This is a genomic window from Pseudomonas sp. SHLD1, assembly GCF_028640935.1.
GTDB lineage: Bacteria > Pseudomonadota > Gammaproteobacteria > Pseudomonadales > Pseudomonadaceae > Chryseomonas > Chryseomonas aestiva.
Genome location: NZ_JAQZAD010000014.1, coordinates 328,766 through 354,256 on the forward strand (window position 1 = coordinate 328,766; position 25,491 = coordinate 354,256).

The 25,491-nt window shown below is 66.9% G+C and carries 17 protein-coding genes and 2 pseudogenes; 11 read left to right on the forward strand and 8 right to left on the reverse strand.

From position 1 onward, the window contains the following. Nucleotides 1-118: 118 nt before the first annotated feature. From PVZ77_RS12145 to PVZ77_RS26095, 3 genes and pseudogenes are all read left to right on the forward strand, one after another. Nucleotides 119-1,531, forward strand: a complete 1,413-nt coding sequence (locus tag PVZ77_RS12145; RefSeq protein ID WP_273806634.1) for a sugar porter family MFS transporter — start codon at nt 119-121, stop codon at nt 1,529-1,531. A gap of 234 nt (nt 1,532-1,765) precedes the next feature. Then, a pseudogene (locus tag PVZ77_RS26090) lies at nt 1,766-2,773 on the forward strand (cache domain-containing protein); the annotation flags it as partial. Between the two features lie 87 nt (nt 2,774-2,860). Beyond that, entirely contained in the window at nt 2,861-3,628 is a 768-nt protein-coding gene (locus PVZ77_RS26095; RefSeq protein WP_405046307.1) for a methyl-accepting chemotaxis protein, read from the forward strand. 239 nt (nt 3,629-3,867) lie between these two features. Here the strand turns inward: PVZ77_RS26095 and PVZ77_RS12155 are convergent, their stop codons facing one another. Continuing rightward, nucleotides 3,868-5,304 (reverse strand): dihydrolipoyl dehydrogenase, encoded by a 1,437-nt coding sequence (locus tag PVZ77_RS12155; protein WP_273806636.1) that lies wholly within the window; start codon nt 5,302-5,304, stop codon nt 3,868-3,870. Nucleotides 5,305-5,538: 234 nt separating this feature from the next. Here PVZ77_RS12155 and PVZ77_RS12160 point away from each other — a divergent pair, with 234 nt between their 5' ends. Beyond that, nucleotides 5,539-6,060: a hypothetical protein gene (locus PVZ77_RS12160; protein ID WP_187980319.1), complete on the forward strand. Its 522-nt coding sequence runs from the start codon at nt 5,539-5,541 to the stop codon at nt 6,058-6,060. Nucleotides 6,061-6,411: 351 nt separating this feature from the next. Further along, entirely contained in the window at nt 6,412-7,464 is a 1,053-nt protein-coding gene (locus tag PVZ77_RS12165) for an acyltransferase family protein (protein ID WP_273806637.1), read from the forward strand. A gap of 19 nt (nt 7,465-7,483) precedes the next feature. Here PVZ77_RS12165 and crcB read toward each other — a convergent pair whose 3' ends face one another. Continuing rightward, a complete protein-coding gene (crcB, locus tag PVZ77_RS12170) occupies nt 7,484-7,861 on the reverse strand; it encodes a fluoride efflux transporter CrcB (protein WP_273806638.1) in 378 nt (125 codons plus the stop codon). A gap of 11 nt (nt 7,862-7,872) precedes the next feature. After that, nucleotides 7,873-9,042 (reverse strand): Na+/H+ antiporter NhaA, encoded by a 1,170-nt coding sequence (gene nhaA, locus PVZ77_RS12175; RefSeq protein ID WP_273806639.1) that lies wholly within the window; start codon nt 9,040-9,042, stop codon nt 7,873-7,875. A 274-nt stretch (nt 9,043-9,316) separates the two neighbouring features. Between nhaA and PVZ77_RS12180 the strand changes: the two genes are divergently transcribed. Further along, the gene (locus tag PVZ77_RS12180; RefSeq protein ID WP_273806640.1) at nt 9,317-10,462 is read left to right on the forward strand and encodes an HPP family protein; all 1,146 of its coding nucleotides are present in this window, start codon (nt 9,317-9,319) and stop codon (nt 10,460-10,462) included. Between the two features lie 3 nt (nt 10,463-10,465). Here the strand turns inward: PVZ77_RS12180 and PVZ77_RS12185 are convergent, their stop codons facing one another. Then, nucleotides 10,466-12,091, reverse strand: coding sequence for a methyl-accepting chemotaxis protein (locus PVZ77_RS12185; protein ID WP_273806641.1), 1,626 nt, complete (start codon nt 12,089-12,091; stop codon nt 10,466-10,468). Nucleotides 12,092-12,249: 158 nt separating this feature from the next. On the opposite strand from PVZ77_RS12185, the gene PVZ77_RS12190 reads away from it, so the two are divergent. The 4 genes and pseudogenes from PVZ77_RS12190 (at nt 12,250) to PVZ77_RS12205 (ending at nt 14,683) form a co-directional block, all read left to right on the forward strand. Further along, nucleotides 12,250-12,681 (forward strand): DUF4398 domain-containing protein, encoded by a 432-nt coding sequence (locus tag PVZ77_RS12190; protein ID WP_273806642.1) that lies wholly within the window; start codon nt 12,250-12,252, stop codon nt 12,679-12,681. Nucleotides 12,682-12,710: 29 nt separating this feature from the next. Further along, a pseudogene (locus PVZ77_RS12195) lies at nt 12,711-13,094 on the forward strand (DUF4398 domain-containing protein); the annotation flags it as partial. Nucleotides 13,095-13,199: 105 nt separating this feature from the next. Continuing rightward, entirely contained in the window at nt 13,200-14,207 is a 1,008-nt protein-coding gene (locus tag PVZ77_RS12200; RefSeq protein WP_273806643.1) for a zinc-dependent alcohol dehydrogenase family protein, read from the forward strand. 83 nt (nt 14,208-14,290) lie between these two features. Continuing rightward, nucleotides 14,291-14,683 (forward strand): response regulator, encoded by a 393-nt coding sequence (locus PVZ77_RS12205; protein ID WP_273806644.1) that lies wholly within the window; start codon nt 14,291-14,293, stop codon nt 14,681-14,683. Here the strand turns inward: PVZ77_RS12205 and PVZ77_RS12210 are convergent. Further along, complete coding sequence (locus PVZ77_RS12210) at nt 14,680-15,063, reverse strand: response regulator (RefSeq protein ID WP_273806645.1); 384 nt, start codon at nt 15,061-15,063, stop codon at nt 14,680-14,682. The genes PVZ77_RS12205 and PVZ77_RS12210 overlap by 4 nt on opposite strands. Before the next feature lie 244 nt (nt 15,064-15,307). Here PVZ77_RS12210 and PVZ77_RS12215 point away from each other — a divergent pair, with 244 nt between their 5' ends. Beyond that, on the forward strand, nt 15,308-18,649 hold the full coding sequence (locus PVZ77_RS12215; RefSeq protein WP_273806646.1) for a PAS domain S-box protein: 3,342 nt from the start codon (nt 15,308-15,310) through the stop codon (nt 18,647-18,649). Nucleotides 18,650-19,199: 550 nt separating this feature from the next. On the opposite strand, the gene prpF is transcribed toward PVZ77_RS12215, so the two are convergent. From prpF to PVZ77_RS12230, 3 genes are all read right to left on the reverse strand, one after another. Beyond that, a complete protein-coding gene (prpF, locus tag PVZ77_RS12220) occupies nt 19,200-20,351 on the reverse strand; it encodes a 2-methylaconitate cis-trans isomerase PrpF (protein ID WP_273806647.1) in 1,152 nt (383 codons plus the stop codon). Between the two features lie 21 nt (nt 20,352-20,372). Beyond that, nucleotides 20,373-21,263, reverse strand: coding sequence for a YghX family hydrolase (gene yghX / locus PVZ77_RS12225; protein ID WP_273806648.1), 891 nt, complete (start codon nt 21,261-21,263; stop codon nt 20,373-20,375). Between the two features lie 104 nt (nt 21,264-21,367). Next, complete coding sequence (locus tag PVZ77_RS12230) at nt 21,368-25,483, reverse strand: CheR family methyltransferase (protein WP_273806649.1); 4,116 nt, start codon at nt 25,481-25,483, stop codon at nt 21,368-21,370. Between the last annotated feature and the right edge of the window lie 8 nt (nt 25,484-25,491).

Consider the following 25,491-nt stretch of genomic DNA (forward strand, 5'->3'; position numbering starts at 1 on the left):
ACGCCCGCATCCATGGCGCCCCTTCGCTGACTCGCAACGCTCCAATCGTTCGCTTCGCTGGTCTGAGGGCGCCCCGTTCGCCGGTCCCTCTCGAGTCTTGCCAGGATCCCGCTCTGCCATGTCCGCTTCCGCTTCCCCCGCCGTCGACCCCGACCAGAAGGCTTCGGCCCGCCGGCTGATCTTCATTACCGTGCTGGTCGCCACCATGGGCGCCCTGGCCTTCGGCTACGACACCGGCATCATCGCCGGCGCCCTGCCCTTCATGACCCTGCCCCCCGACCAGGGCGGCCTGGGCCTCAACGCCTACACCGAGGGGCTGGTGACCGCCGCCCTGATCGTCGGTGCGGCCTTCGGCTCGCTGGCGGCGGGTTATCTCGCCGATCGCTATGGCCGCCGCACCACCCTGCGCCTGCTGTCGATCCTCTTCGTCGTGGGCGCCCTGGGTACCGCGGTGGCGCCCTCGGTGGAGCTGATGGTGGTCGCGCGCTTCGTGCTCGGCCTGGCGGTGGGCGGCGGATCGGCCACGGTGCCGGTGTTCATCGCCGAGATCGCCGGGCCCAAGCGTCGCGGTCGCCTGGTGAGCCGCAACGAGCTGATGATCGTCAGCGGCCAGCTGCTGGCCTATGTGCTCAGCGCCCTGCTCGCCTGGCTGGTGCACGACAACGGCATCTGGCGCTACATGCTGGCCATCGCCATGGTGCCGGGCATCCTGCTGTTCGCCGGTACCTTCCTGCTGCCCACCTCGCCGCGCTGGCTGGCGGCCAAGGGCCGCATCGAAGAGGCCGAAGCCGTGCTGGAGCGCCTGCGCGACACCCCCGAGGAGGTCGAGCGCGAGGTCCAGGAGATGCGCGAGAGCGAGGAGCAGGCCAAGCATCGCCCGCCAGTGCGCGAATTGCTCAGCCAGGGCTGGGTGGTCAAGTTGCTCCTGCTGGGCATCGGCCTGGGCTTCGTCGCCCAGTTCACCGGGGTCAACGCCTTCATGTACTACACCCCGATCATCCTCAAGAGCACCGGCATGGGCACCAGCGCGGCCCTCACCGCCACCATCGGCAACGGCGTGGTCTCGGTGATCGCCACCCTGCTCGGCATCTGGGCCATCGGCCGCGCCGGACGGCGCACCCTGCTGCTGATCGGCCTGGTGATCGTGGTCGTGGCGCAACTGGCGCTGGGCAGCGTGTTGCTGTGGCTGCCGCAGAACCTCACCCAGAGTTACCTGGCGCTGGCCTGCATCCTGGTGTTCCTGCTGTTCATGCAGATGTGCATCGCCCCGGTCTACTGGCTGCTGATGTCCGAGCTGTTTCCCAACCAGGTCCGTGGCCTGCTGACCGGGGTAGCGGTAGCCGTGCAATGGCTGTGCAACGCCACCGTGGCCTTCAGCTTTCCGGTGGCCTTGGAAGCCATCGGCAACTACACCTTCTATGTATTCGCCGCCATCAACCTGGGCTCGCTGGTGTTCGTCTATTTCTGCCTGCCGGAGACCCGCGGCAAGTCTCTGGAAGAAATCGAACGCCATCTGAAGAAAGAGCTATAGCGGGTCGTTAGCCGACCGATCGGCGATTTTCCGGCTTGCTGCGGACCAAATGGAATAATTTTTCATTCCGTATCAAGTCGGACTTATCCAAGCCGATGCAGAGTGAAGGCATGTTGCCGTCACTCTTCGCGCAGCGCGCGACCGGGGCTTTCGATGAACATCAAACAAAAACTCACTTCGCTTTTCGCGGTAACCGCCTGCCTCCCGGTGATCCTGGTGGCGGGCGTGGTCATCATGAACGTGCGCAGTCAGGCCACCGGCGACTTCCTCGACGGTAGCGGGCGCGAAATCCGCCAGATCGATCGCAACATCCAGCAGTTCTTTGCCGGCATCCAGCAGAACGTCGACTTCCTCGCCAAGGAGCCGAACATCCTCGCCCTAGAAGGGCTGAAGAACTACAGCGGTGCCGATGCCGCCCAGATCCCGCAGCCGGAAGCCGGCCAGCAGGCGCTGGCCTATTTCACCCGCTTCGCCAAGACCCACCCCACCACCGCCTACCTGTCGGTGGGCCTGGCCGATGGCGGCTACGTCAGCTGGCCGGACGACGCCAAGCTGACCAACTACGACCCGCGCGTGCGCCCCTGGTACCAGACGGCCATGAACAATCCGGGCAAGGTGGTGCGCACCCCGGCCTACTACTGGGCGACCGACGACGTCTCGCTGATGGGCGTGGTACGGACCATAGAAGATGCCAGCGGCAAGGTCCGCGGCGTGGTGGGCCTGGACATCTCGCTCAAGCAGCTCACCGACCTGGTCAAGAGCATCACCCTGGGTCAGAGCGGCTACCTGATGCTGGTGGAAGACAACGGCAACGTGCTGGTCGACCCCCGCGATCCCAAGCACAACTTCAAGCAGCTCAAGGAGCTGGGCGACGCCTACCAGACCCTCAGCGGCATCCAGAACGGGCTGGGTGAGGTCAATCTCAACGGCACCGACTACATGGTCAACGTCTACCAGGCCAAGGATCTCGGCTGGAAATTCATCGGCCTGATCGAGCGCAGCGAAGTCATGGGCAAGGCCACCGCCCTGACCTGGCAGATCGCCGGCATCACCGCGGTGCTGGCGCTGCTGTTCGCCGTGCTCGGCGCGGCCTTTGCCGGCATGATCGTGCGGCCGATCCGCGGCGTTTCCGCCGGCCTGGAATCCATCGCCCAGGGCGAAGGCGACCTGACCAAGAGCCTGAACGTGCAGGGCAAGGACGAAACCGCCGCCCTGGCGGGCTGGTTCAACCAGTTCCTCGCCAGCATCCGCCAGCTGGTGCAACGTATCGGCCAGGCCTCCAACGATCTGCAGCAGGCCTCGCAGACCACCACCCAGGCGGCGGCCAGCATGAACGAAGTGGCCGGTCGCCAGCGCGAAGCCGTGGAGCTGGTCTCCACCGCCTTCAACGAAATGGTCGCCACCTCCAACGAGGTCGCGCGCTCCTGCAGCCAGGCCGCGGCCTCCGCCGACGCCGGTCATCACAAGGTGCAGGAAGGCTACGGCCAGATCGAGAAGGCCACCGGCAACGTCAATCGCCTCAGCGGCAGCCTGGAGCAGTCGGCCCAGGCCATGGCGGTGCTGGAGCAGGACAGCCACAACATCAACACCATCCTCGACACCATCCGCGGCATCGCCGAGCAGACCAACCTGCTGGCGCTCAACGCCGCCATCGAAGCGGCACGGGCCGGTGAGCAGGGGCGCGGCTTCGCCGTGGTGGCCGACGAGGTGCGGGCCCTGGCCAAGCGCACCGCCGACTCCACCGGCGAGATCGACGGCCTGCTCGGCAGCCTGGCGCGGCGCACCCAGGAGGTCACCCGCCAGATCGAGACCAGCCTGGAGCTGTCGCAGACCAGCGTGACCTCCATCAGCGAGGCGCGTGGCAGTTTCGAAGGCATCCGCCAGTCGGTGGACGAGATCCGCGACCAGGCCCTGCAGATCGCCGCGGCGGCCGAGGAACAGCACCAGGTGGCCGAGGACATCAACCGCCACATCGCCCAGATCCACGACGACGCCCAGCAGGTGGAAGGCCTGGCCCAGTCCACCACCCGCGACTCCTCGCGCCTGTCGCAACTGTCGGGCGAACTGGATGGCCTGGTGCGGCGCTTCAAGGCCTGATGGCTGTTTGGCGGTAGCAGAAGCCCCGCCGGTGATCCCGGCGGGGCTTTTTTGTGGGCGGGCGTTCGGTGATGCGTGGATAAGGCTGCGCCGTTATCCACCCTACGAACGTTGAACCTCCCCGCTACGCCGGACAGCCCCCTCTCCCGCCTGCGGGAAAGGGTTCAAGCGAGGGTGCCTTCAGCAAAACCGTAGCGTGGAAAACGGCGCAGCCTTTTCCGCTGCCGGATCGACCCCACTCAAGCTCCGGACGGCAAGCCCTGGTCGCGATCGCCACGCAGGCTGCTGTGGGCGGCCTGACAGATCTCGCGCAGGCCGCTCTTGAGGCCTTCTTCGAGGGTAGGGTGGTAGAAGGGCATGTCGAGCAGCGAACTGGCGGTCTCGCCATGGATCAGCGCCAGCACCAGCAGATGGCCGATATGGTCCATGCCCGGTCCGACCATGGCCGCGCCGGTCAACTTGCCGGTGCCCGGCTCAGCATAGAAACGGGCGATGCCCTGGTTGCGCGCCTCGACCCGGGCGCGGCCCTGGTCGTGGTAGGAAGAGGTGCCGATCAGACTGCCTTCGTCGGGTGGACTGCCCAGCACCGCCACCGGCGGATCGGTGAAGATCAGCGAAAACAGCGGCGACCTGGGGGTGGGCCGCACCTCGGGATAGCAGGCGGCATTGTGCCCGGCGATGGCGCCCTCGTCGGAGGCCTCATGGAGGATCGGCCGGTCATGATCGGCATCGCCGGCGATGAAGATCGACGAAGAGCCACACTGCAGCGTCTCGGGGTCGTAGACCGGGGTGCCATGGTCGTCCAGCGCGATGCCGGTGGTTTCCAGACCCAGGCCCTTGAGTCGTGGTGGTCGCCCGGCGGCCACCAGCACGTAGTCGAAAGCACCCTCGCCGCTCGCCGCGCCGGACCAGGACAGCCGTACGCCCTCGCCTTCGCGGCGGGCGTCCACCTCGACGTCCAGCAGCAAGGTCAGGTCCTGTTCCAGGATCTTGCGCAACTCGGCCTTGACCTCCGGATCCTTGAGCGCGCCCAGGCCATCGTCCTGGCCGAACAAGGTGACGGCCACGCCAAGACGAGCCATGGCCTGGGCCAGTTCCAGGCCCACCGGACCGGTGCCGATCACCGCCAGGGAGCGCGGCAGATCGGGCAGCTCGAAGATCGTCTCGTTGGTCAGCGCACGCTCGCCCAGCCCGGCGAAAGGTTCCGGCACCAGGGGATAGGAACCGGTGGCGATGACCACGCTGCGCGCGCTTATAGTCTTACCATTGCTAAGCTGCAGGCGATCCGCCGCCACGAAGCGTGCCGTGGCCCGCTGGGCCACGCCCGCGGGCAACTTGGCGAAACCCTGCTTGGTGGCGGCGACGAAATGATCGCGCTCGCGCCGCACCCGCGCCATGACCGCCGCGCCATCGACGCTGACGCTTCCCACCTCGATGCCGAAGGTAGCAGCACGGCGGACGGCGTGATGCGCCTCACCGGCAACGATCAGCAGCTTGGAGGGCATGCAGCCCACGGCGGCACAGGTAGTCCCCGCCCAGTGATCGTCGATCAGCAGGGTGCGCGCACCCTGGCGCCGGGCGGCACGTTCGGCGGCAAGGCCGGCGGTTCCGGCCCCGATCACGGCGACATCGCAGTCGAGATCGGCAGAGGTGGAAGGGGCTGCGGGATCACTCATCTCATCACCTGACGTTGCGGAGGATTAACCCGACTCGCGCCAGGGCTCCAGCAAGGGACCCTAAGCGCAGCGTTGAGGTTGCATCCCAAAGGCGTGATCCACTTCGACAAAAAACCGACAATTCTTGTCAGGAGTGTCAAATTCCATGCCACTCGTCACCTTATACTGGCCAACTGGAACCATTGAGGGTGTCCTATCCTCAATTAGCCAACTTAAATGGACGCAGGCACTCACATGGAACGTGACATCAGCAAGATTCCGCTCATCAACGATTGGTCCTACCTGATCGCCCTGGAAACCGGCCTGTTCACCCGTGGCGAACTCAGCGGCGTGGTACTCAAGGCCCTCAACGACCAGGCCCGTCTGCTCTCCCGTCGCTACCTGGTGCAGAAGTCCAAGCTGGATGTACGCAAGCTGTCGCCGGCCGAAACCGAGATCCTCGATACCCTCAGCGACACCGCCGCCAGTCTGAGACGCCGCCAGCGGCTGCCGCACAACATCGTCAAGAGCCTCAGGGCCGGCGGCCTGATCGCCGCGGTAGAGCGCAGCGTCTGCGCGTCGGGCATCCTGCAGTGCCACAACGGCTTCTACGAAGACGGCCTGGAGCCGGGCGCCTTCGAACAGATCGTCATGCGCCATCCGCATGAATTCGGCGATCACGCCCGCCAGAGCGCCGCCCTGTATTTCGCCCAGGAACCCTTCGCCCTAGAACAGTCGCAAGACGTGCACGAACAGCCGCTGCAGGCCAGCGCCTGATGAGCGAGGCGTACGCAACGACCGGGGCGGCCGGGAGGCCTCAGACCCCGATCGCCTGCGCGCGCCTCGCCGCCCCCGTTCCTTCTTGCCGTACCGCTTTTCCGGAGTCCTGGCGCATGACGCCCGCTTTCGCGCCGCTCAGCCCCCCATAGCGTCCCTGCCCTCGCCGGCCGGCCGATCTCGCTGATCGCGTCGGCTGTCGCCCTTTCGTTGCCGGTCCAGCCGGCAGCGGCCTTTGCCTGCGCGCGTCTCACGACGGGCGTTTCCGCCAATGCCGTCTGCGTCGCTGTCCGCCTGGAGTGCGCTCCCGGACGGCGGCCGCGGCATGGGCCACGGCTGCGAGGAGCAGACATGACTACCGTCCACGTCCCCCACGGACGCAACAACTTCGATTTCCTGAGATTCGCCGCGGCCTCCACCGTGGTGATCGGCCACGGCTTCTGGCTCTCGGGGCACATCGGCGCCGAGCCGATCCTCAACTTCACCGGCTTCACCGACGCGGCCAACATCGCCGTCTATGTGTTCTTCGTGATCAGCGGCTTCCTGATCACGGCGTCCTTCCAGCGCAGCCGCAATCCCCTGGACTTCATCCTCAAGCGCGCCCTGCGGATCTTTCCGGCGCTGATCGTCTCGGTGCTGTTCTCGGTGCTGGTGGTGGGCTGGCTCGCCACCAGTCGCGAGACGAGCGCCTACTTCGGCGATCGCCAGACCCTGGGCTTCTTCAAGAACATCTTCCTGATGACGCGCTTCGAACTGCCCGGCGTCTTCACCGGCAATCCCTTTCCGGACACGGTGAACGGCAGCTACTGGACCCTGCCCTACGAGGTGTTCATGTACCTGTCGCTGCTGATCATCGGCGTGCTGGGGCTGCTGACCCGCTCGGTGGTCATGGCCACCCTGGTGGTGCTGGTGCTGGGCAACTTCCTGCTGCTGCCGCAGATGGGCGTCGCCAGCTTCGTGCTGCACAAGGTGTTCAGCCTGGGCATGTTCTTTTTCGCCGGCGCCCTGCTGCAGCTCGCCGGACCGCGCATACCCTGGCGCCTGGATATCGCCCTGGCGCTCTGCCTGCTGTCGCTGGCGGCCATCGTCTGGCACATCCTGCCGGTGATCCACCTGGTGTCGCTGGCCTATGTGATCATCTACCTGGCCCAGGTGCAGGTACCGGTGCTGCACGGTTTCGGTCGTTTCGGCGACTATTCCTACGGCCTCTACCTGTTCAACTTCCCGGTCCAGCAACTGCTCATGCACCGGTTTCCCGACAGCTTCTCGCTGCCCGGTTTCCTGCTGGTGAGCTACGTCCTGACCCTGGGCCTCGCGGTGCTCTCCTGGCACCTGATCGAGGCGCCGGCGCTGAGATTCAAGCCGCGGCGCCAGGCCCCGACCGCGCCGGTGGCACCCGCCTGAGCCCGGCTGGCCGGTCGCCTCAGCCGAGGCGGCCAGCCAGGGCGAAACCGGCCAGGGTCAGCAGCAGCGACCCCAGCACGTGGACGGTCACGGTGAGCGCTGCCCAGCCCAGGCGGCCGCTCTGCAGCAGGCCCACCACCTCGGCGGAAAAGGTCGAGAAGGTGGTGAAGCCGCCGCAGAAGCCGGTCACCAGGAGCAGCTTCCACTGCGGGTCCATGCCTGGATAGCGGGAGAAGAAGCCCAAGGCGAGCCCGATCACGAAGCCGCCGACCAGATTGACCAGCAGCGTGCCCATGGGCAGCAGCGGAAACAGCGCATTCAGCCGCAGCCCGATCCACCAGCGGCACGCGCTGCCGACGGCGCCTCCGAACATCACCGCAAACAGCGCATAGGGCATGACAGTCCTCGTTAACGACGACGGGCGGCCAGGAGCAGGACGGCGATGCCGGCCAGGGCGGACAGCAGCGACCCCAGCAGCACGCCGATCTTGACCTCGTCGACCAGGAAGGGCGCACCCGGAAAGGCCAGGGCGCCAATGAACAGGCTCATGGTAAAGCCAATCCCGCAGAGCAGGGCCACGCCATAGAGTTGCAGCCAGCTGGCGCCTTCCGGCAGTCGCGCCAAGCCGCTGCGGATGGCCAGCACCGCCATGAGGGAAATACCGATCTGCTTGCCGAGGAACAGCCCCAGGGTCACGCCCAGCGGGACCGGATCCAGCAGGTTGGCGGGTGACATCCCGGCCAGGGAGACCCCGGCATTGGCGAAGCCGAACAGGGGCACGATCAGGAAGGCCACCCAGGGGTGCAGCGCGGACTCCAGCTTGAGCAGCGGCGAGGCGTCGTCGGCCTCGGTATCGCCCAGGGGAATGAACAGCGCCAGGATCACCCCGGCCAGGGTCGCATGGATGCCCGAGCGCAGCATGCAAAACCACAGCAGCGCCCCCACCAGCAGATAGGGCAGCAAGGCGGTGACCTTGAGGCGGTTGAGCACGAAGAGCACCGCCACCAGCCCTGCCGTGGCCAGCAGCATGGTGGTGGAGAGATCGCTGGTATAGAACAGCGCGATGATCAGCACGGCGCCTAGGTCATCGAGGATCGCCAGCGCCGAGAGGAACACCTTGAGCGAAACAGGGACCCGCGAACCCAGCAGCGACAACACGCCGAGGGCAAAGGCAATATCGGTGGCGGCGGGAATCGCCCAGCCCGACAGGGTCTGGGGATCATGGCGGTTGACCAGGGCGTAGAGCAGCGCCGGCACCAGCATGCCGCCGAGGGCCGCGAGACCCGGCAGGGCGCGATCGCCCCAGCTGGCGAGTTGGCCGACCGCCATCTCGCGCTTGATCTCCAGCCCCACCAGCAGGAAGAAGATGGCCATCAGGCCGTCGTTGATCCAGTGGCCCACGGAGAGCCCGCCGATGTACCAGTGCAGGCTGGCGAAATAGCCCTCGGCCAGCGGCGAGTTGGCGACGATGAGGGCGATGGCCGCGGCCACCATCAGCACGATGCCACCGGCCGCTTCGGCCGCGCAGAAGCGATTGAGAAAGGCCAGGGCCTTCGCTGGAGAAAGAGGGGAGTTCATGGGCAGCCGTACTCCGCGCGGCGGCCCGACCTGCGCTCGATTCAACCTGTCCTACCGCGAGGTTGCGGCGACACCCAGCCGATCATCCTACTACGGCAATCCGGGTGGTCGCAGCAGAAAATCTCTTCGGGACCGTGGCCGCTCTGGGTCGCCGCCTGGCCGCCGGCGGTGGCGGCCGTGGTCTTCGCCGCTATTGCCAGGGCTCCGTACAGGGTGGACCATCAGCGCCCTCGTCCTGCCCAGCCGCCGCTTCGCCATGCCCCAGGAACCCCTTGTGCCGTCTTCATCCCTCCACGCCCGCCTGGTCCAGGGCCTGCGCGCCTTCTGGCCGGCGCCGTTGCCCATCGACGGTCGCGAACGCCTGCGCGCCAGCCTGGGCGCCGGCCTCGGCATCCTGCTCGCCGCGCTCCTGGCGGCCTGGTGGCTGGAGGGCCAGCCGGTGCATCAGCATGGCGCCCTGGCGCTGGCCCTGGTGGCGCCGCTGGGCGCCAGCGCCGTGCTGGTGTTCGCCCTGCCCTCCAGTCCGCTGGCGCAGCCCTGGTCGGTGGTGGGCGGCAACACCCTCTCGGCGCTGATCGGCATCGCCTGCGCGCGCTGGATTCCCGAAGCCAACCTGGCCGCCGCAATGGCGGTCGCCCTGGCCATCGCCGCCATGTTCACGCTGCGCTGTCTGCACCCGCCGGGCGGTGCCTCGGCGCTGCTGATGGTGCTTATCGGCGCCCAGGACTTCGGCTATGCCTGGAGTCCGGTGGCGCTGGACTCGCTGCTGCTGGTGAGTGCCGGCCTGTTCTACAACAACCTGACCCGCCGCCCCTGGCCCCATGTGCCACGCCCCGCCGAACCGAGCGGCGAGACGCGCCTGCAGCGCGCCGACCTGGACGCCGTGCTGGCGCGCTACAACCAGGTGCTGGACATCAGCCGCGACGACCTTGCCGAATTGCTCGAACAGGTGGAGGCGCGTGCCTACCAGCGCAAGATGGGCGAGCTGCGCTGCGCCGACGTCATGAGCCACGAACCGGTGACGGCCCGCGCCGAGATGCCGCTGCAGGAAGCCTGGGCGCTGATGCGCGCCCGCCGTATCAAGGCGCTGCCGGTGGTGGATCGCCAGGGCCATCTGCTGGGCATCGTCACCGTCGCCGACTTCATGCGGCAGATCGACCTGGACGTCCACGAGGGCCTCGGCTGGCGCCTGCGCTCGCTGGTCCGGCCGAAGGCCCGCCAGGACGAAAACAGCGTCGGCCGCATCATGACCCGCACCGTGCGGGTGGCCAGCGCCGACCGCCTGCTGATCGACCTGGTGCCGGTGTTTTCCGAGAATGGCCACCGCCACATCCCCATCATCGACGGCTCGCGCCGCCTGGTCGGCATCATCACCCAGTCGGATCTGATCCGGGCGCTGTACCAGGCGGTGCGGGCCTAGGGCTCACACCTGGAAGCGATTCACCAGCCCCTGCAGGTCCACCGCCAGGCGTGACAGCTCCTGGCTGGCGGCGTTGGTCTGTCGGGCACCGTCGGCGGACTGGGTGGAGAGATCGCGGATGTTGACCAGGTTGCGATCCACTTCCCGGGCCACCTGCGCCTGCTCTTCGGCCGCGCTGGCAATCACCAGGTTGCGCTCGTACATCTCGCCGATGCGGCTGTTGATCTCGTCCAGCGCCACCCCGGCGGTTTCCGCCAGGGCACGCGTGGCCTGGGCGCGCTGACTGCTGCTGTGCATGGAGCCCAGCGCCTGACTGGCACCGCTGCGCATGCCGGAGACCATCTGCTCGATTTCCAGGGTGGACTGCTGGGTGCGGCTGGCCAGGGCGCGCACCTCGTCGGCGACCACGGCGAAACCGCGGCCGGCCTCGCCGGCGCGCGCCGCCTCGATGGCCGCATTGAGCGCCAGCAGGTTGGTCTGTTCGGCGATGGCGCGAATGACGTCGAGCACCTTGCCGATGTCCTGGGACTGCTCGGCGAGCCGCTGGACCAGCGTCCCGGTGGCGGAGACCTCGTCGGACAGGGCGGCGATGGCGCCCAGGGTATCGGCGACCCGGGTCTGGCCCTGCTGCGCGGCCTGACTGGAGGCCCGCGAGGCTTCGGAGGTGGAGACGGCGTTGCGCGCCACCTCGTCCACCGCGGTGCTCATCTCGGTGACGGCCGTGGCGGCCTGTTCGAGTTCGTCGTTCTGCTGCTGCAGGCCCTGGCCAGCGGCCTCGGTGACCGCATTGAGCTCTTCGGCGGCGGTCGCCAGCTGGGTGGAGGAGCCGGCGATACGCGAGAGGGTCTCGCGCAGCTGCGCCTGCATCTGCTGCAGGGCGCGCTGCAATTCGCTCACCTCGTCGCGGCCTTGCACGGCCAGGGTCTGGGTCAGGTCGCCCTGGGCGACGCGGCGGGCGGCCAGCAGCGCCTCGCGCAGCGGTCCGACGATGCTGCGGGTCAGCAGCCAGGCCATGAGCACCGTGGCCAGGGCGGCCAGGGCGATCACCGCGATGACGATCAGCCGCGAGGCGGCGTAGCGGTCCGCCGAGATCCTGCCGTCGCGCTCGATGCCCTCGGCATAGAAGTCGCCCAACTCACCCAGCTGCTTGCCGGTGCCGTCCACCACCGGCTTCATGTCCACCAGCGTCAGCTTGTTGAGGGCGGCGGTATCGCCACGCCGGGCCAGGTCGAAGGACTCGGTCATGCCCTGCTGGTAGGTGGCGAAATCGCGCTTGAACAGGTCCCAGCGCTGGCGCTCCTCGGGGGTATCGACAAGGACCTCATAGGCCTTGATGCCGTCCATGAGCACCTTGTTGCGTGCCTCGTACTGGCCGACATAGGTATCGATGTTGCGCGGGTCCGGGTCCAGCGCCAGGCGCAGGGAAATGGTACGGATGCGCAGCATGTTCTCACGAATGGCGTCTACCGCGCGGATGCTGGGCACCCAGTCACGCTCCGTCACCACCTGCCGTTCGCGGATACCCGCCATCTGCGCCAGGGAAAACAGCCCGAGAAAAGCCACCATCAGCGCGATCAGGCCGAAGCCCAGCGCGGCTCGGGGCGCGATGTTGCAGTTGCGTAACAGCATGGAAGTCTCCGTGGCCGCTGGCCCTTGTTGTTGTCAGACAACAGATATCGGCCGCTACCCCCTGACCTTGAGCGCAGCGGTCGCAGCGAACCTCGCCGCGTTTTCGCCGTCTCAAAGGCACTGTCGCCCATTCCGGGCGACCTGCCAGGAATGTTCGGATGAAAACCGGTCCCTCTCGCGCCTCCCCGTTCTCCGCGCCTCGTGCGCTGCTCGCCAGCCTGGTCCTGGGCGGCGGTCTGCTGCTCGCGGGCTGCGCCGGCAACCCGCCGACCGCGCAGATGGCCGTGACCCAGTCGGCCGTCAACGAAGCCGTGAGCGGCGGCGGCAACCAGTTCGCCCCCATCGAGACCAAGTCGGCCCAGGACAAGTGGACCCAGGCCCAGGCGGCCCTGGCCAACGAGAAGTACGACGAAGCCAAGCAACTGGCCGAGCAGGCCGAGTGGGATGCCCGCCTGGCGACCCGCAAGACCCAGGCCGCCAAGGCCGCGGCGGCGCTGCAGGATGCCCAGAACAGCATCCAGCAGATCCGTGAGGAAGGTCAGATCAACCTCCAGCTGCAACAGAATCTACAGAAAAAGGTGCAGCAGTAAGGCTGCCCGCTCTCTTGAAGGACGAAACCATGCGTAAACGTTTTCTGCTCCCGCTGATGTCGGCGCTGACCCTGACCCTGGCCGCCTGCGCCACCCCGCCCAACCCCAATCTGGAAAAGGCGCGCAACGACTACGCCGCCCTCGAATCCCAGCCCCAGGCCACCCAGCTGGCGGCCCTGGAAACCAAGGATGCCGGCACCTGGCTGGCCAAGACCGACAAGGCCTACAAGGACGGTGAGAACGAGCGCACCGTCGACCAGCTGGCCTACCTGACCCAGCAACGCATCCAGACCGCCATGCAGACCATCAAGCTGCGCATGGCCGAAGCCGAGCTGAAGAAGGTCGACGCCCAGCGCGGCGAAACCCGCCTGAACACCCGTACCCAGCAGCTGCAGCAACTGCAGAAGGCGATCAAGTAAGGTCCAGGGCGCAGGGTCCCTTCGGGAATCCTGCGCCCCCTGCCGTGGTCCTCTACTGACCTGCGAGCGTCCTGCTCGCCACAGTCAGGAGGATCTCTCATGCACGCCATACGCCTACGCAAACCCGGTGGTCTGGACCAGCTGGAAGCCTGCGAGCTGCCTGATCCCGGGCAACCGGGAGCGGGCGAGATCCGGGTGCGGATCAAGGCCAGCTCGCTGAATTTCCATGACCTGGGCGTGGTGCTGGGCAAGATGCCGACCGCCGATGGGCGCATTCCGATGTCCGACGGCGCCGGCGTGGTCGAGGCCGTGGGCGCGGGGGTCAGCGAATTTGCCGTGGGCGATCACGTGGTTTCGACGTTCTTTCCCCACTGGCTGGATGGCGAGCCGCCCATCGATGACTTTTCCACGACCCCTGGCGATGGTGTCGACGGCTTCGCCTGCGAGGTGGTGGTACGCCCGGCCACGGCCTTCACCCTGGCGCCCAAGGGCTACAGCCATGCCGAGGCGGCAACCCTGACCACCGCCGGCCTCACCGCCTGGCGTGCCCTGGTGGTGGACGGTGGCCTCAAGGCCGGCGACAGCGTGCTGGTCATGGGTACCGGCGGGGTGTCGATCTTCGCCCTGCAGATGGCCAAGGCCATGGGCGCCACGGTGACCGCCACCTCCTCCTCGGACGAGAAGCTGCAGCGCGCCTATGCCCTGGGCGCCGATCACCTGATCAATTACCGCGACGAACCGGAATGGGGTGCCAAGGTGCAGGCCATCACCGGCGGCCGCGGCGTCGACATCGTGGTGGAAGTAGGCGGTCCGGCGACCCTGGCGCAGTCGATCCAGGCCGCGCGTATCCATGGTCACCTGGCGTTGATCGGGGTGCTCACCGGCGTCGAGGGGCAGGTCCCCACGGCCAATCTGATGCGCCGCCATCAGCGGCTGCAGGGGCTGATCGTCGGCAGCCGCCGCCAGCAGCAGGAGATGATCCAGGCGCTGGAAGGCAACGGAATTAAGCCGGTCATCGATCGCAGTTATCCGCTAGACGAAATCGCCGCGGCCTTCGCCTTCCAGAAGGACGGCAGCCACTTCGGCAAGATCGTCCTGGAGTTCTAATAATGGTCAGACGAAAGCCGGAATGACGCCGGCAAGGCTCTGCTAGACTTCCGGAATCGTCTCGTCGCGTTCCGGAAGTCTCGATGACCTCGCCAGACCCCCTTCCCTATCTCGTCGTCATCGAAGACAACAGCCTGCTCGCCGAGCTGCTGAGCAACCATCTCGAAGATCGCCTCTGCTGGACCTGTCGGCAGTTCGACAATGCCGACGATGCCCTCGTGCATCTGCTACAGCAGCAGCAGGCCCCCGGCCTGGTGATCACCGATCATCTGATGCCCGGCCAGCTGCGCGGCGGTGAGCTGGCGGAGATGCTGCTCCAGCGTTGGCCCGCGCTGCCCATGGTCATCACCTCGGGCTATGGCTACGAGATCACCACGGCGCTGCCCCCGCAGGTGATCTTCCTGCAGAAACCCTGGACGCTTGATGAGGTGGATTCGGCGGTACGCCTCGCGCGCGCGCGTCAGGTGGGCGGTTAGACGCCCAGCTGGCCGCACGCCTTCAGCAACTGGTCAATGGTCCAGGGCTTGGGCAGGAACAGCGCCCGGTCTTCGCGTTCGGCATACTGCTGGCCGGTATAGCCGGACGACACCAGTATCGGCAACTGCGGAAAACGTTGGCGGACCTGTTTGGCCAGGGCGAGACCATCCAGCCGACCGGGCATGCGCACGTCGGTGAAGAGGAGATCAGGCGGCAGCGGGTCGGCTTCGAACCAGCACCAGGCGGCATCGGCGGTGTCGAACGACTGGACGGCATAACCCTCCATCTCGAACACCTCCGTCGCCAGCGATCGCAGTACAGGATCGTCCTCGACCACCAGCACGGTGGTAACGGTTGCGGAAGAAACTACATCGGTCATGGCAACGCTACTTCATTAGTACGACTAAATAGACCGAAATTACTCGAATTGGATCACAACCCTCGGATGGACGGCTGGCCGCTTGGTGCCGGCACTTGTCTGATGCCGTAACAGCTACTTAATTCCCTGCCTGTCGGAAAAAGATGCTGGCAGATCGCTAGCCGGCGCCCGACTCTCTTACTCTAAGGCTCTCGCTGGACGTAATTGGCGTCCGCTTCCGCTGCCCACGCGCTTGAAAGACCCCATGGCTGAATCCGCTCCCTCCTACGCTGAACTCCAGGCCGAAGTCCGTCGCCTCCGCGCCGCGCTCGACCAGTGCACCGCGCTGCCGCCCCAGGACGCCCAGCGGCGCCTGGCGATCTTCGATGGCGCCATCGACTTCGCCATGGTCGTACTGGATCCGGCCGGGGTCATCACCGACTGGAACACCGGCGCCGAGCGCCTGCTCGGCTGGACCGCTGCGGAGATTCGCGGCGCACCGGCGGCATGCTTCTTCACCCCGGAGGACAACCGCAACGGCCGGGCCGCGCTGGAAATGCGGCTGGCGCTGCAGGATGGTCGCGCCGAAGACGAACGCTGGCACCTGCGGCGCGACGGCACCCGCTTCTGGGCCAGCGGCGAGATGCATCCGCTGCACGACGACGCCGGCACCCATACCGGCTTCGTCAAGATCCTGCGCGACCGCACCCCCCAGCACCTGGCCGGCGAGGCCCTGCGTGACAGCCAGCGCCACGTGGGCGAGGTGCAGCGGCAACTGGCGGAGAGCGAGCGCTATTGGCGCGGCCTGTTCGAACAGCTGGACGAGGGCTTCATCCTTGGCACCATCCTGCGCGATGACCAGGGCCATGGCCGGGACTGGCGCTATGACCAGGTCAACCGCGCCTGGTGCACCCACTTCGGCCTGAGCGCGGAACAGACGATCGGCCAGACCGCCCGCACCCTGTTTCCCGAACTCGAAGAACTCTGGGTGGAGGATTTCACCCGGGTGGTGGATACCGGCCAGTCGTTCAGCTACGTGCGGCAATTCCAGTTCAACGGTCGCTGGTACGAAGGCCATGCACACAAGGCCGGCCCGGACAGCTTTCTGGTGCTGTTCCTGGATGTCACCGAGCGCGAGCAGGCCGCCCAGGCCACGCGTGACGAAGAGCGCTATCGTCGCGCCCTCGCCGAATTGGGCGAAGGCTTCAGCCAGCTGAACGACATCGGGGCGGTCACCGAACTCGCCTGCACCGCCCTGGGCACCATCCTGAATGCCCATCTGGTGGGCTATGGTCTGGTGGACGCCGAGACCGAGACCATCACCGTGGAGCGCGACTGGACGGTCCCGGGTGCCCGCAGCCTGATGGGCACGCTGAATTTTCGCGACTACGGCAGCTACAGCGAGGCCTTCAAACGCGGTGAGACCGTGGTGATCGAGGACGTGCAGGAAGACCCTCGTACCCGCGACAACCTCGCGGCCCTGCAACGCCTGGAGACCCGCGCCCTCGTCAACCTGCCGCTGTTCGAGCACGGCAACCTGGTGGCCCTGCTCTATGTCTGCTCCAGTCAGCCGCGGCGCTGGACGCCGGCCGAGCTGCAATTCATCCGCGAGGTCGCCAATCGCACCCGCTCGGCCACGGCGCGACTGACCGCGGAACGTGCCCTGCGCGACAGCGAACTCAATCTGCGCCTGGTGGCCGACACCCTGCCCTGCCTGATCGCCTTCGTCGATCGCGACCTGATCTATCGCTTCGCCAATATCGAGGCGCCCAAGTGGTTCAAGGACGCCCCGCAGAGCATCCTGGGCCGCAGCATGGGCGAGGTCTTCGCGCCGGAACTGTTCGCTGCCCGCCGCCCGGCCATCCAGGCCGCCCTGGACGGCACTCCGGCGCGACTGGACCTGCCCTGGGCCTGGCCGGACGGTCGCCGGCGCATCGCCGACATCCACTACCGCCCACGGCGCGATGCGCGCGGTGCGGTGGATGGCTTCTATGTCTTCGCCCAGGACGTCACCATCCAGCGCGACGCCCAGGCGCTGATCCAGGCGCAGAATCTCAGCCTCAGCCAGGAGGTCCAGGCCCGTACCGCCGAGCGCGACCGGCTCTGGGCGCTCAGCGAGGACCTGCTGCTCACCGCCGACTTCAACGGGCAGCTCCTGCGGGTGAGTCCGTCCTGGTCGCGCGGCCTGGGCTATTCCGAAGCCGAGTTGCTCAGCCGCCCCTACACCGAACTCATCCATCCCGACGACCTGCCGGGCGTGCTGGTGGCGCTGGACGAACTGCGCCGCAGCGGCCTGCCGACCCGGGTGGAGAATCGGGCCCAGGCGGCGGACGGCAGCTGGCGCTGGCTGTCCTGGACGCTGTCGATAGACACCGAACAGGATCGCCTCACCGGCGCCGGGCGCGACATCACCCGGGAAAAGGACGCCGCGGAAACCCAGGCGCTGCTGGAAGAGCAGTTGCGCCAGTCGCAGAAGATGGAAGCGGTCGGCCAACTCACCGGTGGCCTGGCCCACGACTTCAACAACCTGCTCGCCGGCATCGTCGGCAGCCTGGACCTGCTCACGGTGCGCATCGGCCAGGGCCGACTGAACAACCTCGAGCGCTACACCACCGCCGCCCAGGGCGCCGCCATCCGCGCCGCCGCCCTGACCCACCGGCTGCTGGCCTTTTCCCGCCGGCAGACGCTGGACCCCAAGCCCACCGACGTCAATCGCCTGGTGGCCGGCATGGAAGACCTGATCCGCCGCACGGTGGGGCCAGCGATCCAGATCGAGGTGGTGGCCAGCAGCGAGCTGTGGTCGACCCTGGTCGATCCGCCGCAACTGGAAAACGCCCTGCTCAACCTCTGCATCAATGCCCGCGACGCCATGCCCGAGGGGGGCCGCATCTTCATCGAGACCGCCAATCGGGCGCTGGATGCGCGCATGGCCCGGGTCCGCGACCTGGAAGCGGGCGAATACATCGCCCTCTCGGTGACCGACAACGGCTGCGGCATGCCGCCCGAGGTGATCGCCAAGGCCTTCGATCCCTTCTTCACCACCAAGCCGATCGGGGTGGGCACCGGACTCGGCCTGTCGATGATCTACGGCTTCGTGCGCCAGTCAGGCGGCCAGGCGCGCATCCATTCCCAGGTCGATCAGGGCACCAGCGTCACCCTCTTCCTGCCGCGCCATCGCGAGGTGGCCACTGGCGTCGACCTCGCCGCCAGCCAGCCGACCCTGCCGCGCCAGGGCCACGGCGAGACGGTGCTGGTGGTGGATGACGAACCCACGGTGCGGATGCTGGTGGTGGAGGTGCTGGAAGAACTGGGCTACGCCGCCCTGGAAGCGGCGGATGCCAGCTCCGGGCTGCGCCTGCTGGAATCCGATGTGCGCATCGACCTGCTGATCAGCGATGTCGGCCTGCCTGGCGGGATGAACGGCCGGCAGATGGCCGACGCTGCCCGCCAGCGCCGCCCCGGGCTCAAGGTGCTGTTCATCACCGGCTACGCCGAAAACGCCGTGGTCGGCAACGGCCACCTGGAGCCCGGCATGCACGTGATGACCAAACCCTTCGCCATGGACGCCCTGGCGGTACGTATTCGCGATCTGATCGAAGGGACCTGAGGTCCGCTTCCGAGCGGATCGCCTCTCACTCTGGAGGTCTCCCCACGTTGGGCTTCGCTGCGCTCAACCCAATCTACGCGGACGCTCTCGGCCGTAGGGTGGATAACGGCGCAGCCTTCCACGGATGACGTGAAGGCTCGCCCCGTGGAAAACGCTGCGCGGTTTTCCACGCTACGGTGACGCGGCCAAGGTACACGAGCCACAACCCCGCATCAGGCTCGATCGCCCCCTCTCCCTCCGGGAGAGGGTTGGGGTGAGGGTGCTCCAGCACAGAGGTCTCCCCACGTTGGGCTTCGCTGCGCTCAACCCAACCTACGCGGACGCTCTCGGCCTTAGGGTGGATAACGGCGCAGCCTTCCACGGATGACGTGAAGGCTCACCCTGTGGAAAACGCTGCGCGGTTCTCCACGCTACGAGGAGCGACCCTGGAAGGCGAGCCACAAACTCACGCTGGACTCGATCGCCCCCTCTCCCTCCGGGAGAGGGTTGGGGTGAGGGCGCTCCAGCACAGAGGTCTCCCCACGTTGGGCTTCGCTGCGCTCAACCCAACCTACGGGATCTCCGTCGGTACCCGCACCCAGCCTTCCATCAGGCGGCGGGCGCTGCGGCTCATGCTGGCCTTTTCCACCTGCCAGATACCGGCGACCTCGCGGGCCTGGGCGCCGACCGCCACGCTGCCGGCGGTGTGCGCTATCCGTACCTGGCGACCACCCAGGTCGCCGGTCAGCGCATGAACCAGGGTCCCGGGCAGCGCCGCGGCCACCGCCACGGCGACCGCGCCGGTCCCGGGGATGGCGTGGTGCAGCTTGCCCATGGAGATCATCCGCGCGATGACGTCGAGTTCCTCGGCCTGGACCTGCTTGCCACCGGCCACCCGGTAGGTCTGGGGCGCGGCGACCAGGCACAGCTTGGGCGTATGCGGGCGCTCCGCCGTCGCCTGGGCAACCGTGGCGGCCAGGCCCATGGCGACCGCGCCCGCGGCGCGCAGGGCTTCCAGGCGCCCCAGCAGCGCCGCATCGCCGTTGACCTGCGCCTGGGTCTCGGTGCCGCTGAGGCCCAGGGTCTCGGCCCGCACGAAAATGGTGGGATTGCCGGCATTGAGCAGGGTCACCGGCAGTCGGCCCAGCTCCGGAACATAGAGTTCGTCAACGGCCCGCCCGGTGGGCAGCACACTGCCATCGGTACCGGTGGGATCGAGAAAATCGAGCACCACCTCGGCCGCCGGAAAGGCCACGCCGTCGAAGCGGAAATCGCCTTCTTCCTGCACCTCGCCGTTGGCCATGGGGACATGGGCGAGGATGCGCTTGCCGAGATTGGCCTGCCAGATGCGCACCGTGGCCAGGCCCTCGCGCGGTGCCTGGACCAGACCCTCGCTGATGGCGAAGGGCCCGACGGCGGCGCTGAGATTGCCGCAGTTGCCCGACCAGTCGATCACCGGCGCCTCGATGGCCGGGGCGCCGAACAGGTAGTCGACATCGCAGTCCGGCCGGCAGGAGGGTGCGATCACCACCACCTTGCTGGTGCTGGAGGTGGCGCCGCCCAGGCCGTCGATCTGCTTGCCGTAGGGATCGGGGCTCCCGATCACCCGCAGCAGCAGCGCATCGCGCGCCGGACCGGCCGGCGGCAGGTCGCGGGCATGAAAGAACACGCCCTTGCTGGAACCGCCGCGCATGTAGACGGCGGGAATGCGCAGTTGCGGCATCTAAGGTCTCCTCCGGGGTGCCTAGGCGAGATAGCGACCGAACCAGCCCAGGGTACGGTCCCAGGCCAGGCGCGCGGCGGCTTCGTCGTAGCGCGGGGTGGAATCGTTGTGGAAACCATGGTTGGTGCCGGCATAGCGATGCACCTCATAGGTCTTGCCGGCCGCCTTGAGCGCCGCTTCGTAGGCGGCGGCGCCCTCGTTGATGCGCGGATCGTTCTCGGCGTAATGGATCAGCAGCGGCGCCCTGATCGCGGCCACCTCCTCGGCGCGCGGCTGGCGACCATAGAAGGGCACGGCCGCGGCCAGTTCGGGATAGGCCACGGCGGCCGCATTGGCCACCCCGCCGCCGTAGCAGAAACCGGTGATGCCGACCTTGCCGGTGCTGAATTCGTGGCCCATCAGGTTTTCCACGGCGGCGAAGAAGTCGTTCATCAGCTTCTCGGGATCGACCTGCTGCTGCAGTTCGCGGCCCTTGTCGTCGTTGCCGGGGTAACCGCCCATGGAGGTGAGGCCGTCCGGCGCCAGGGCCAGATAGCCGGCCTTGGCCAGGCGTCGGGCGACGTCTTCGATATAGGGATTGAGGCCGCGATTCTCGTGGACCACCACCACCGCCGGCACCTTGCCGCTGGCCTTGGCCGGGCGCACCAGATAACCGCGGACCCGCCCATGCCCCTTGGGCGAGGGGTAGTAGACGTAGTCGGCGACGATATCCGGATCGGTGAACTCGACCTGGGTGGCCAGGGCATAGTTGGGCGTCAGGGCCGCCAGCACTCCGGTGGCCGACAACCCCAGCACCGCGGCGCAGGCCCCGGCACGGTCGAGGAAGTCGCGACGGCTGATGCGACCGTGCACATAGAAGTCGTAGAGTTCGAGCAGTTCGGGCGAGAAATCCTTGGCGGTGAGGCGGGTCATCGCGGCGCTCCTCTGGCGGGAAACAAGGCATCCGGCCCGATTGGCCAGGCGCCCTGGGGGCTCCCGAGTGTGCCGCGAATCATCTGACTATGCCACTGCCCGCCTTAGCTGGAGACCTGCAATTCGTGCAGCACGGCGATCAGCGCCTCGAAGCTGACCGGCTTGTTCAGATGCCGGGTGAAGCCCGCCGCCCGCGCCTTGTCGACATCCAGCCGGGTGCCATAGCCGGACAGCGCCACCGCCGGAGTGCCGACGTTGCGATCGCCCGCCCGCACCTGGCGCAGGAATTCGTGACCGTCCATCTCCGGCATGCCGATGTCGGAAAGGATGATGTCGAAATCCTGCGTCTGGGCCAGCACCAGGCCCTGCCGGGAGTCGGTGGCGGTGATGACCCGCACGCCCTCCTCCTCCAGCAGCAGCTGCAGGGTCTCGACGATGTCGGGAGAGTCGTCCACCAGCAGGACCCGCAATCCGGCGATGGATTGGTCATCCGCTCGCGCCTCCGGCGCAAGCCGCCGCTCGTCCTCGCACAGGGGCAGCCAGACGCTGAAGCGCGCGCCCTGGTCGAGTCCGGCGGAATGGGCTTCGATGCGCCCGCCGTGGGCTTCCACCAGTTGTTTGACCAGTGCCAGGCCGATCCCTAGGCCGTGCTGGGCGCGGGCGGTGTACTTCATTTCCGCCTGGCCGAACATCTCGAACACCCGCGGCAGGAAGTCCGGCTCTATACCCTGGCCCGTATCGGTGACGTCCAGCCGGGCTTCAACGCCTTCGATCCCCAGGGCGATCTCCACCCGCCCACCGGCCGGGGTGAACTTGACGGCATTGTTGAGCAGATTCCAGACGATCTGGCCGACCCGGGTGGCGTCCGCCTGCACAAACAGCGGCGCTTTCGGTAGCTGCAGGCTGCTGACCTCGACCTCACCCGCCAGCGGCCGGATCACTTCAACGATCTCGCGCAGCTGCTGCACCAGATCCAGGCTCTGGCGCTCCAGCTTGAGCTTGCCGGTACGGATACGCGACAGGTCGAGCAGGTCGTCGATGATCTGCGCCTGGCTGCGCACGGCGCGCTGGATGGCCTCGGTGGCACGCCGCGCCAGAGGCACGTCGCGCAGCACTGGCGAGCGGGTCAGCAGCTCGCTGTTGAGCTGGATGAGATTGAGCGGGTGCTTGAGTTCGTGGGACATCACCGCGAAGAACTCGTCCTTGAGCTGCACCAGGGCGCGCTGCTGTGCCTGCTGATTGGCGTTCTCGCTGGCACGGACGTGATCGGCGGTGGCGTCCCGGGCGATCTTGGCATAGCCGCGACCGCCCGAGGCATTGCTCATGCGACTGAGCACCCCGGTGCAATAGAGGCGGCTGCCATCCTTGCGCCTGAGCCAGCGTTCATCCTGGGCGGCGCCCTGCTCGTCGGCCTGGCGCAGCTCCGCTTCCGGAACCTGGGCGGCCAGGTCTTCCGGAGTGAAGATCAGGCCCATGGGCTGCCCCAGCGCCTCGCGTTCGCTATAGCCGAACAGCCGGGTGGCGCCACCGTTCCAGCTGTTGATGATGCCGCCGGCATCCAGGGTGACGATGGCATAGTCATGGATGTTCTGCGCCATGAGGCGCATGTTTTCCTCGCCATCGCGGGCCCGATCCTGGGCCTTGCGCCGCTCGGTGATGTCGATGAAGGTCAGCACCGCACCTTCGATGCGGTCCTCCGCGGTGCGGTAGGGCAGCAACCGTGCCAGGTACCAGCGGTCATCGTGGCTGCGAACCTCCCGCTCGATCTGGCCGAGGGACTCGAAGACCTGATTGGCATCGGTGGCCAGCTCCGGATAGTCCAGGCGATGGGTGATGTCGAGCAGCGAGCGGCCGGTATCGCTGACGATGATGTTGAAGATGCTGGCGGCGCGCGGAGTGAACCTCTTGATGCGCATGCCGCGGTCGACGAACACCGTGGCGATGTCGGTGGAGGTGATGAGGTTCTGCAGATCGTCGTTGATCTTGCCGGTTTCCTCGATCTTGGACTTGAGCTCGTAGTTGACGGTGATCAGCTCTTCGTTGATCGACTGCAACTCTTCCTTGCTGGTCTCCAGCTCCTCGGTGGCCGAGCGCAATTCCTCGTTGATCGCCTGCAGCTCTTCGTTGGAGGCCTTGAGCTCCTCGGTGGAGGTCTCGGACTGCTCGATGGTCAGCTGCAGCTGCTCCTTGGTGCGCTGCAACTCGGCTTCCAGCTGGGTGAGGACGCTGTCCTTGGCTTCGACGTGATCGCTGACGGAATCGGCGCTCATGACATCTTCGACTTCATCGAAGAGCACCAGCAGGTAGTCGGTGTTGGTGTCGCTGTCGCGGAACGGCCGCACCACCATGTTGATGTAGTAGCTGCGGTCGTCGCGCTGGATATGCACGCGTCGCGCCTCGACGCTCTTGTTGCTCTGCAGCGCCTGAAACAGGGCGGTACGCAGCTCCAGGCGCAACTCCTCCAGCACCAGCGCCGGCAGGCTGTAGCTGGGCTCGCCGCCGACGTACCTCAGGAAGCGCCCGGCCCGCTCGGAGAGGTGCACGATGTTGGATTCGCGATCGACGATGATGCTGGGCGGGGCATATTGCTCCAGCACCCGCTGATGCACCTCGGCGAAGGACACCTTGTTGCGCCGACCGACCTGGTGCGGTGGCAGGCGCACGCTGTGCACGCCCGGATTGAGATTGAGCAGCGGCGTGGGACGCACCACGCTGGTCGTGTGCTTGGCCCGATAGATGCGGTTCTTCTTGTCGACCGTGGCGAACAGGCTGCTCTGCACATCGGCCGACTCGGAACTGCCGAGAAACAGGTAGCCACCCGGCTTGAGGGCGAAATGGAAGGTGTGCAGGATCTCGGCCTGCACCTCGCGATCCAGATAGATCAGCAGATTGCGGCAGCTGATGAGGTCGAGCCGGGAAAACGGTGGATCGCTGAGCAGGTTGTGCTGGGCGAACAGCACCTTCTCGCGCAGCTCCTTTTTCACCCGGTACTGATTCTGTTCCTTGAGCAGGTGCTGGCGCAGCCGGGCGGGGGCGACGTCGGTGACGATGGAACCGGGATAGACACCATAGCGCGCCATCGCCAGGGCATGCTCGTCGAGATCGGTGGCAAAGACCTGCAGGCGCGCGTCCGACTGGCGCAACTCGGCCTGCTCGGTCAGCAGCATGGCCAGCGAATAGGCCTCTTCGCCGCTGGAGCAGGCGGCGCTCCAGACCCGCAGCTCCTGGTCTTCCCCAGCCGGCAGGTGCTCGAACAATTCCGGAATGACGTCGCGTTCCAGGGCCTCGAAGGCCTCGCGGTCGCGGAAGAAATTGGTCACGCCGATGAGCATGTCCTTGAGCAGCGCCGGTGTCTCTTCCGGATGATCATGGAGAAAACCGGCATAGGCCGGCATGTCGGCGATGGCGTTCACCTGCATGCGCCGCTCCACCCGGCGCAATACCGTGGCGGTCTTGTATTGCTTGAAGTTGTGCCCGGTACGGGTGCGCAGCAGGGTGAGGATGTCACGCAGCGCCAGTTGCATGGCCTTGCTCGACGGACCTGGAATCCGAGCTTCGAGATCGAGCTGGTGCAACTCGCCCTGGCTCAGGGTACTGAGGGTGGCGGCCAGCTCCAGCAGCTTTTGCGGCATCTCCACCACCGGCAGGACGAAGTCCACCACCCCGGCGGTGATCGCGCTCTTGGGCATGGAATCGAATTCGGCATCTTCCGGCGCCTGGGCGAGGGTCACCCCGCCCTGCTCCTTGATACGCCCCAGGCCCACCGAGCCATCGGCACCATTACCCGACAGGACGATGGCGACGGCATGGGTCTTGTGCACGTCGGCCAGGGCGCGAAAGAACAGGTCCACGGCGACATGATCGCCTTGGGGGCGCTCCGCCGGGGCCAGTCGCAGGTAGCCGTCGTTCATGGTCAGATCGGAGCCGGGCGGGATCACATAGACGTGCTCGGCCTGGATCGGCACCGGCTGGGTCACCTGCTGCACCGGCAAGCGGGTCACCCGCTGCAGGATCTCGTCGAGATGACTCTGGTGCTCCCGCGACAGGTGCATCACCACCACGAAGGCCATGCCGCAATCGGCCGGCAGGGCTTCGAAGAAATGCAGCAGCGCCTGGATACCCCCGGCAGAGGCCCCAATCCCCACCACCGGAAACGGCAGGTCGCTGGGGGTCAGGTTCCTGGAGTTGTTGGGTCGGGCCACATCCGCCTGGTCGCTCATCTATCCGC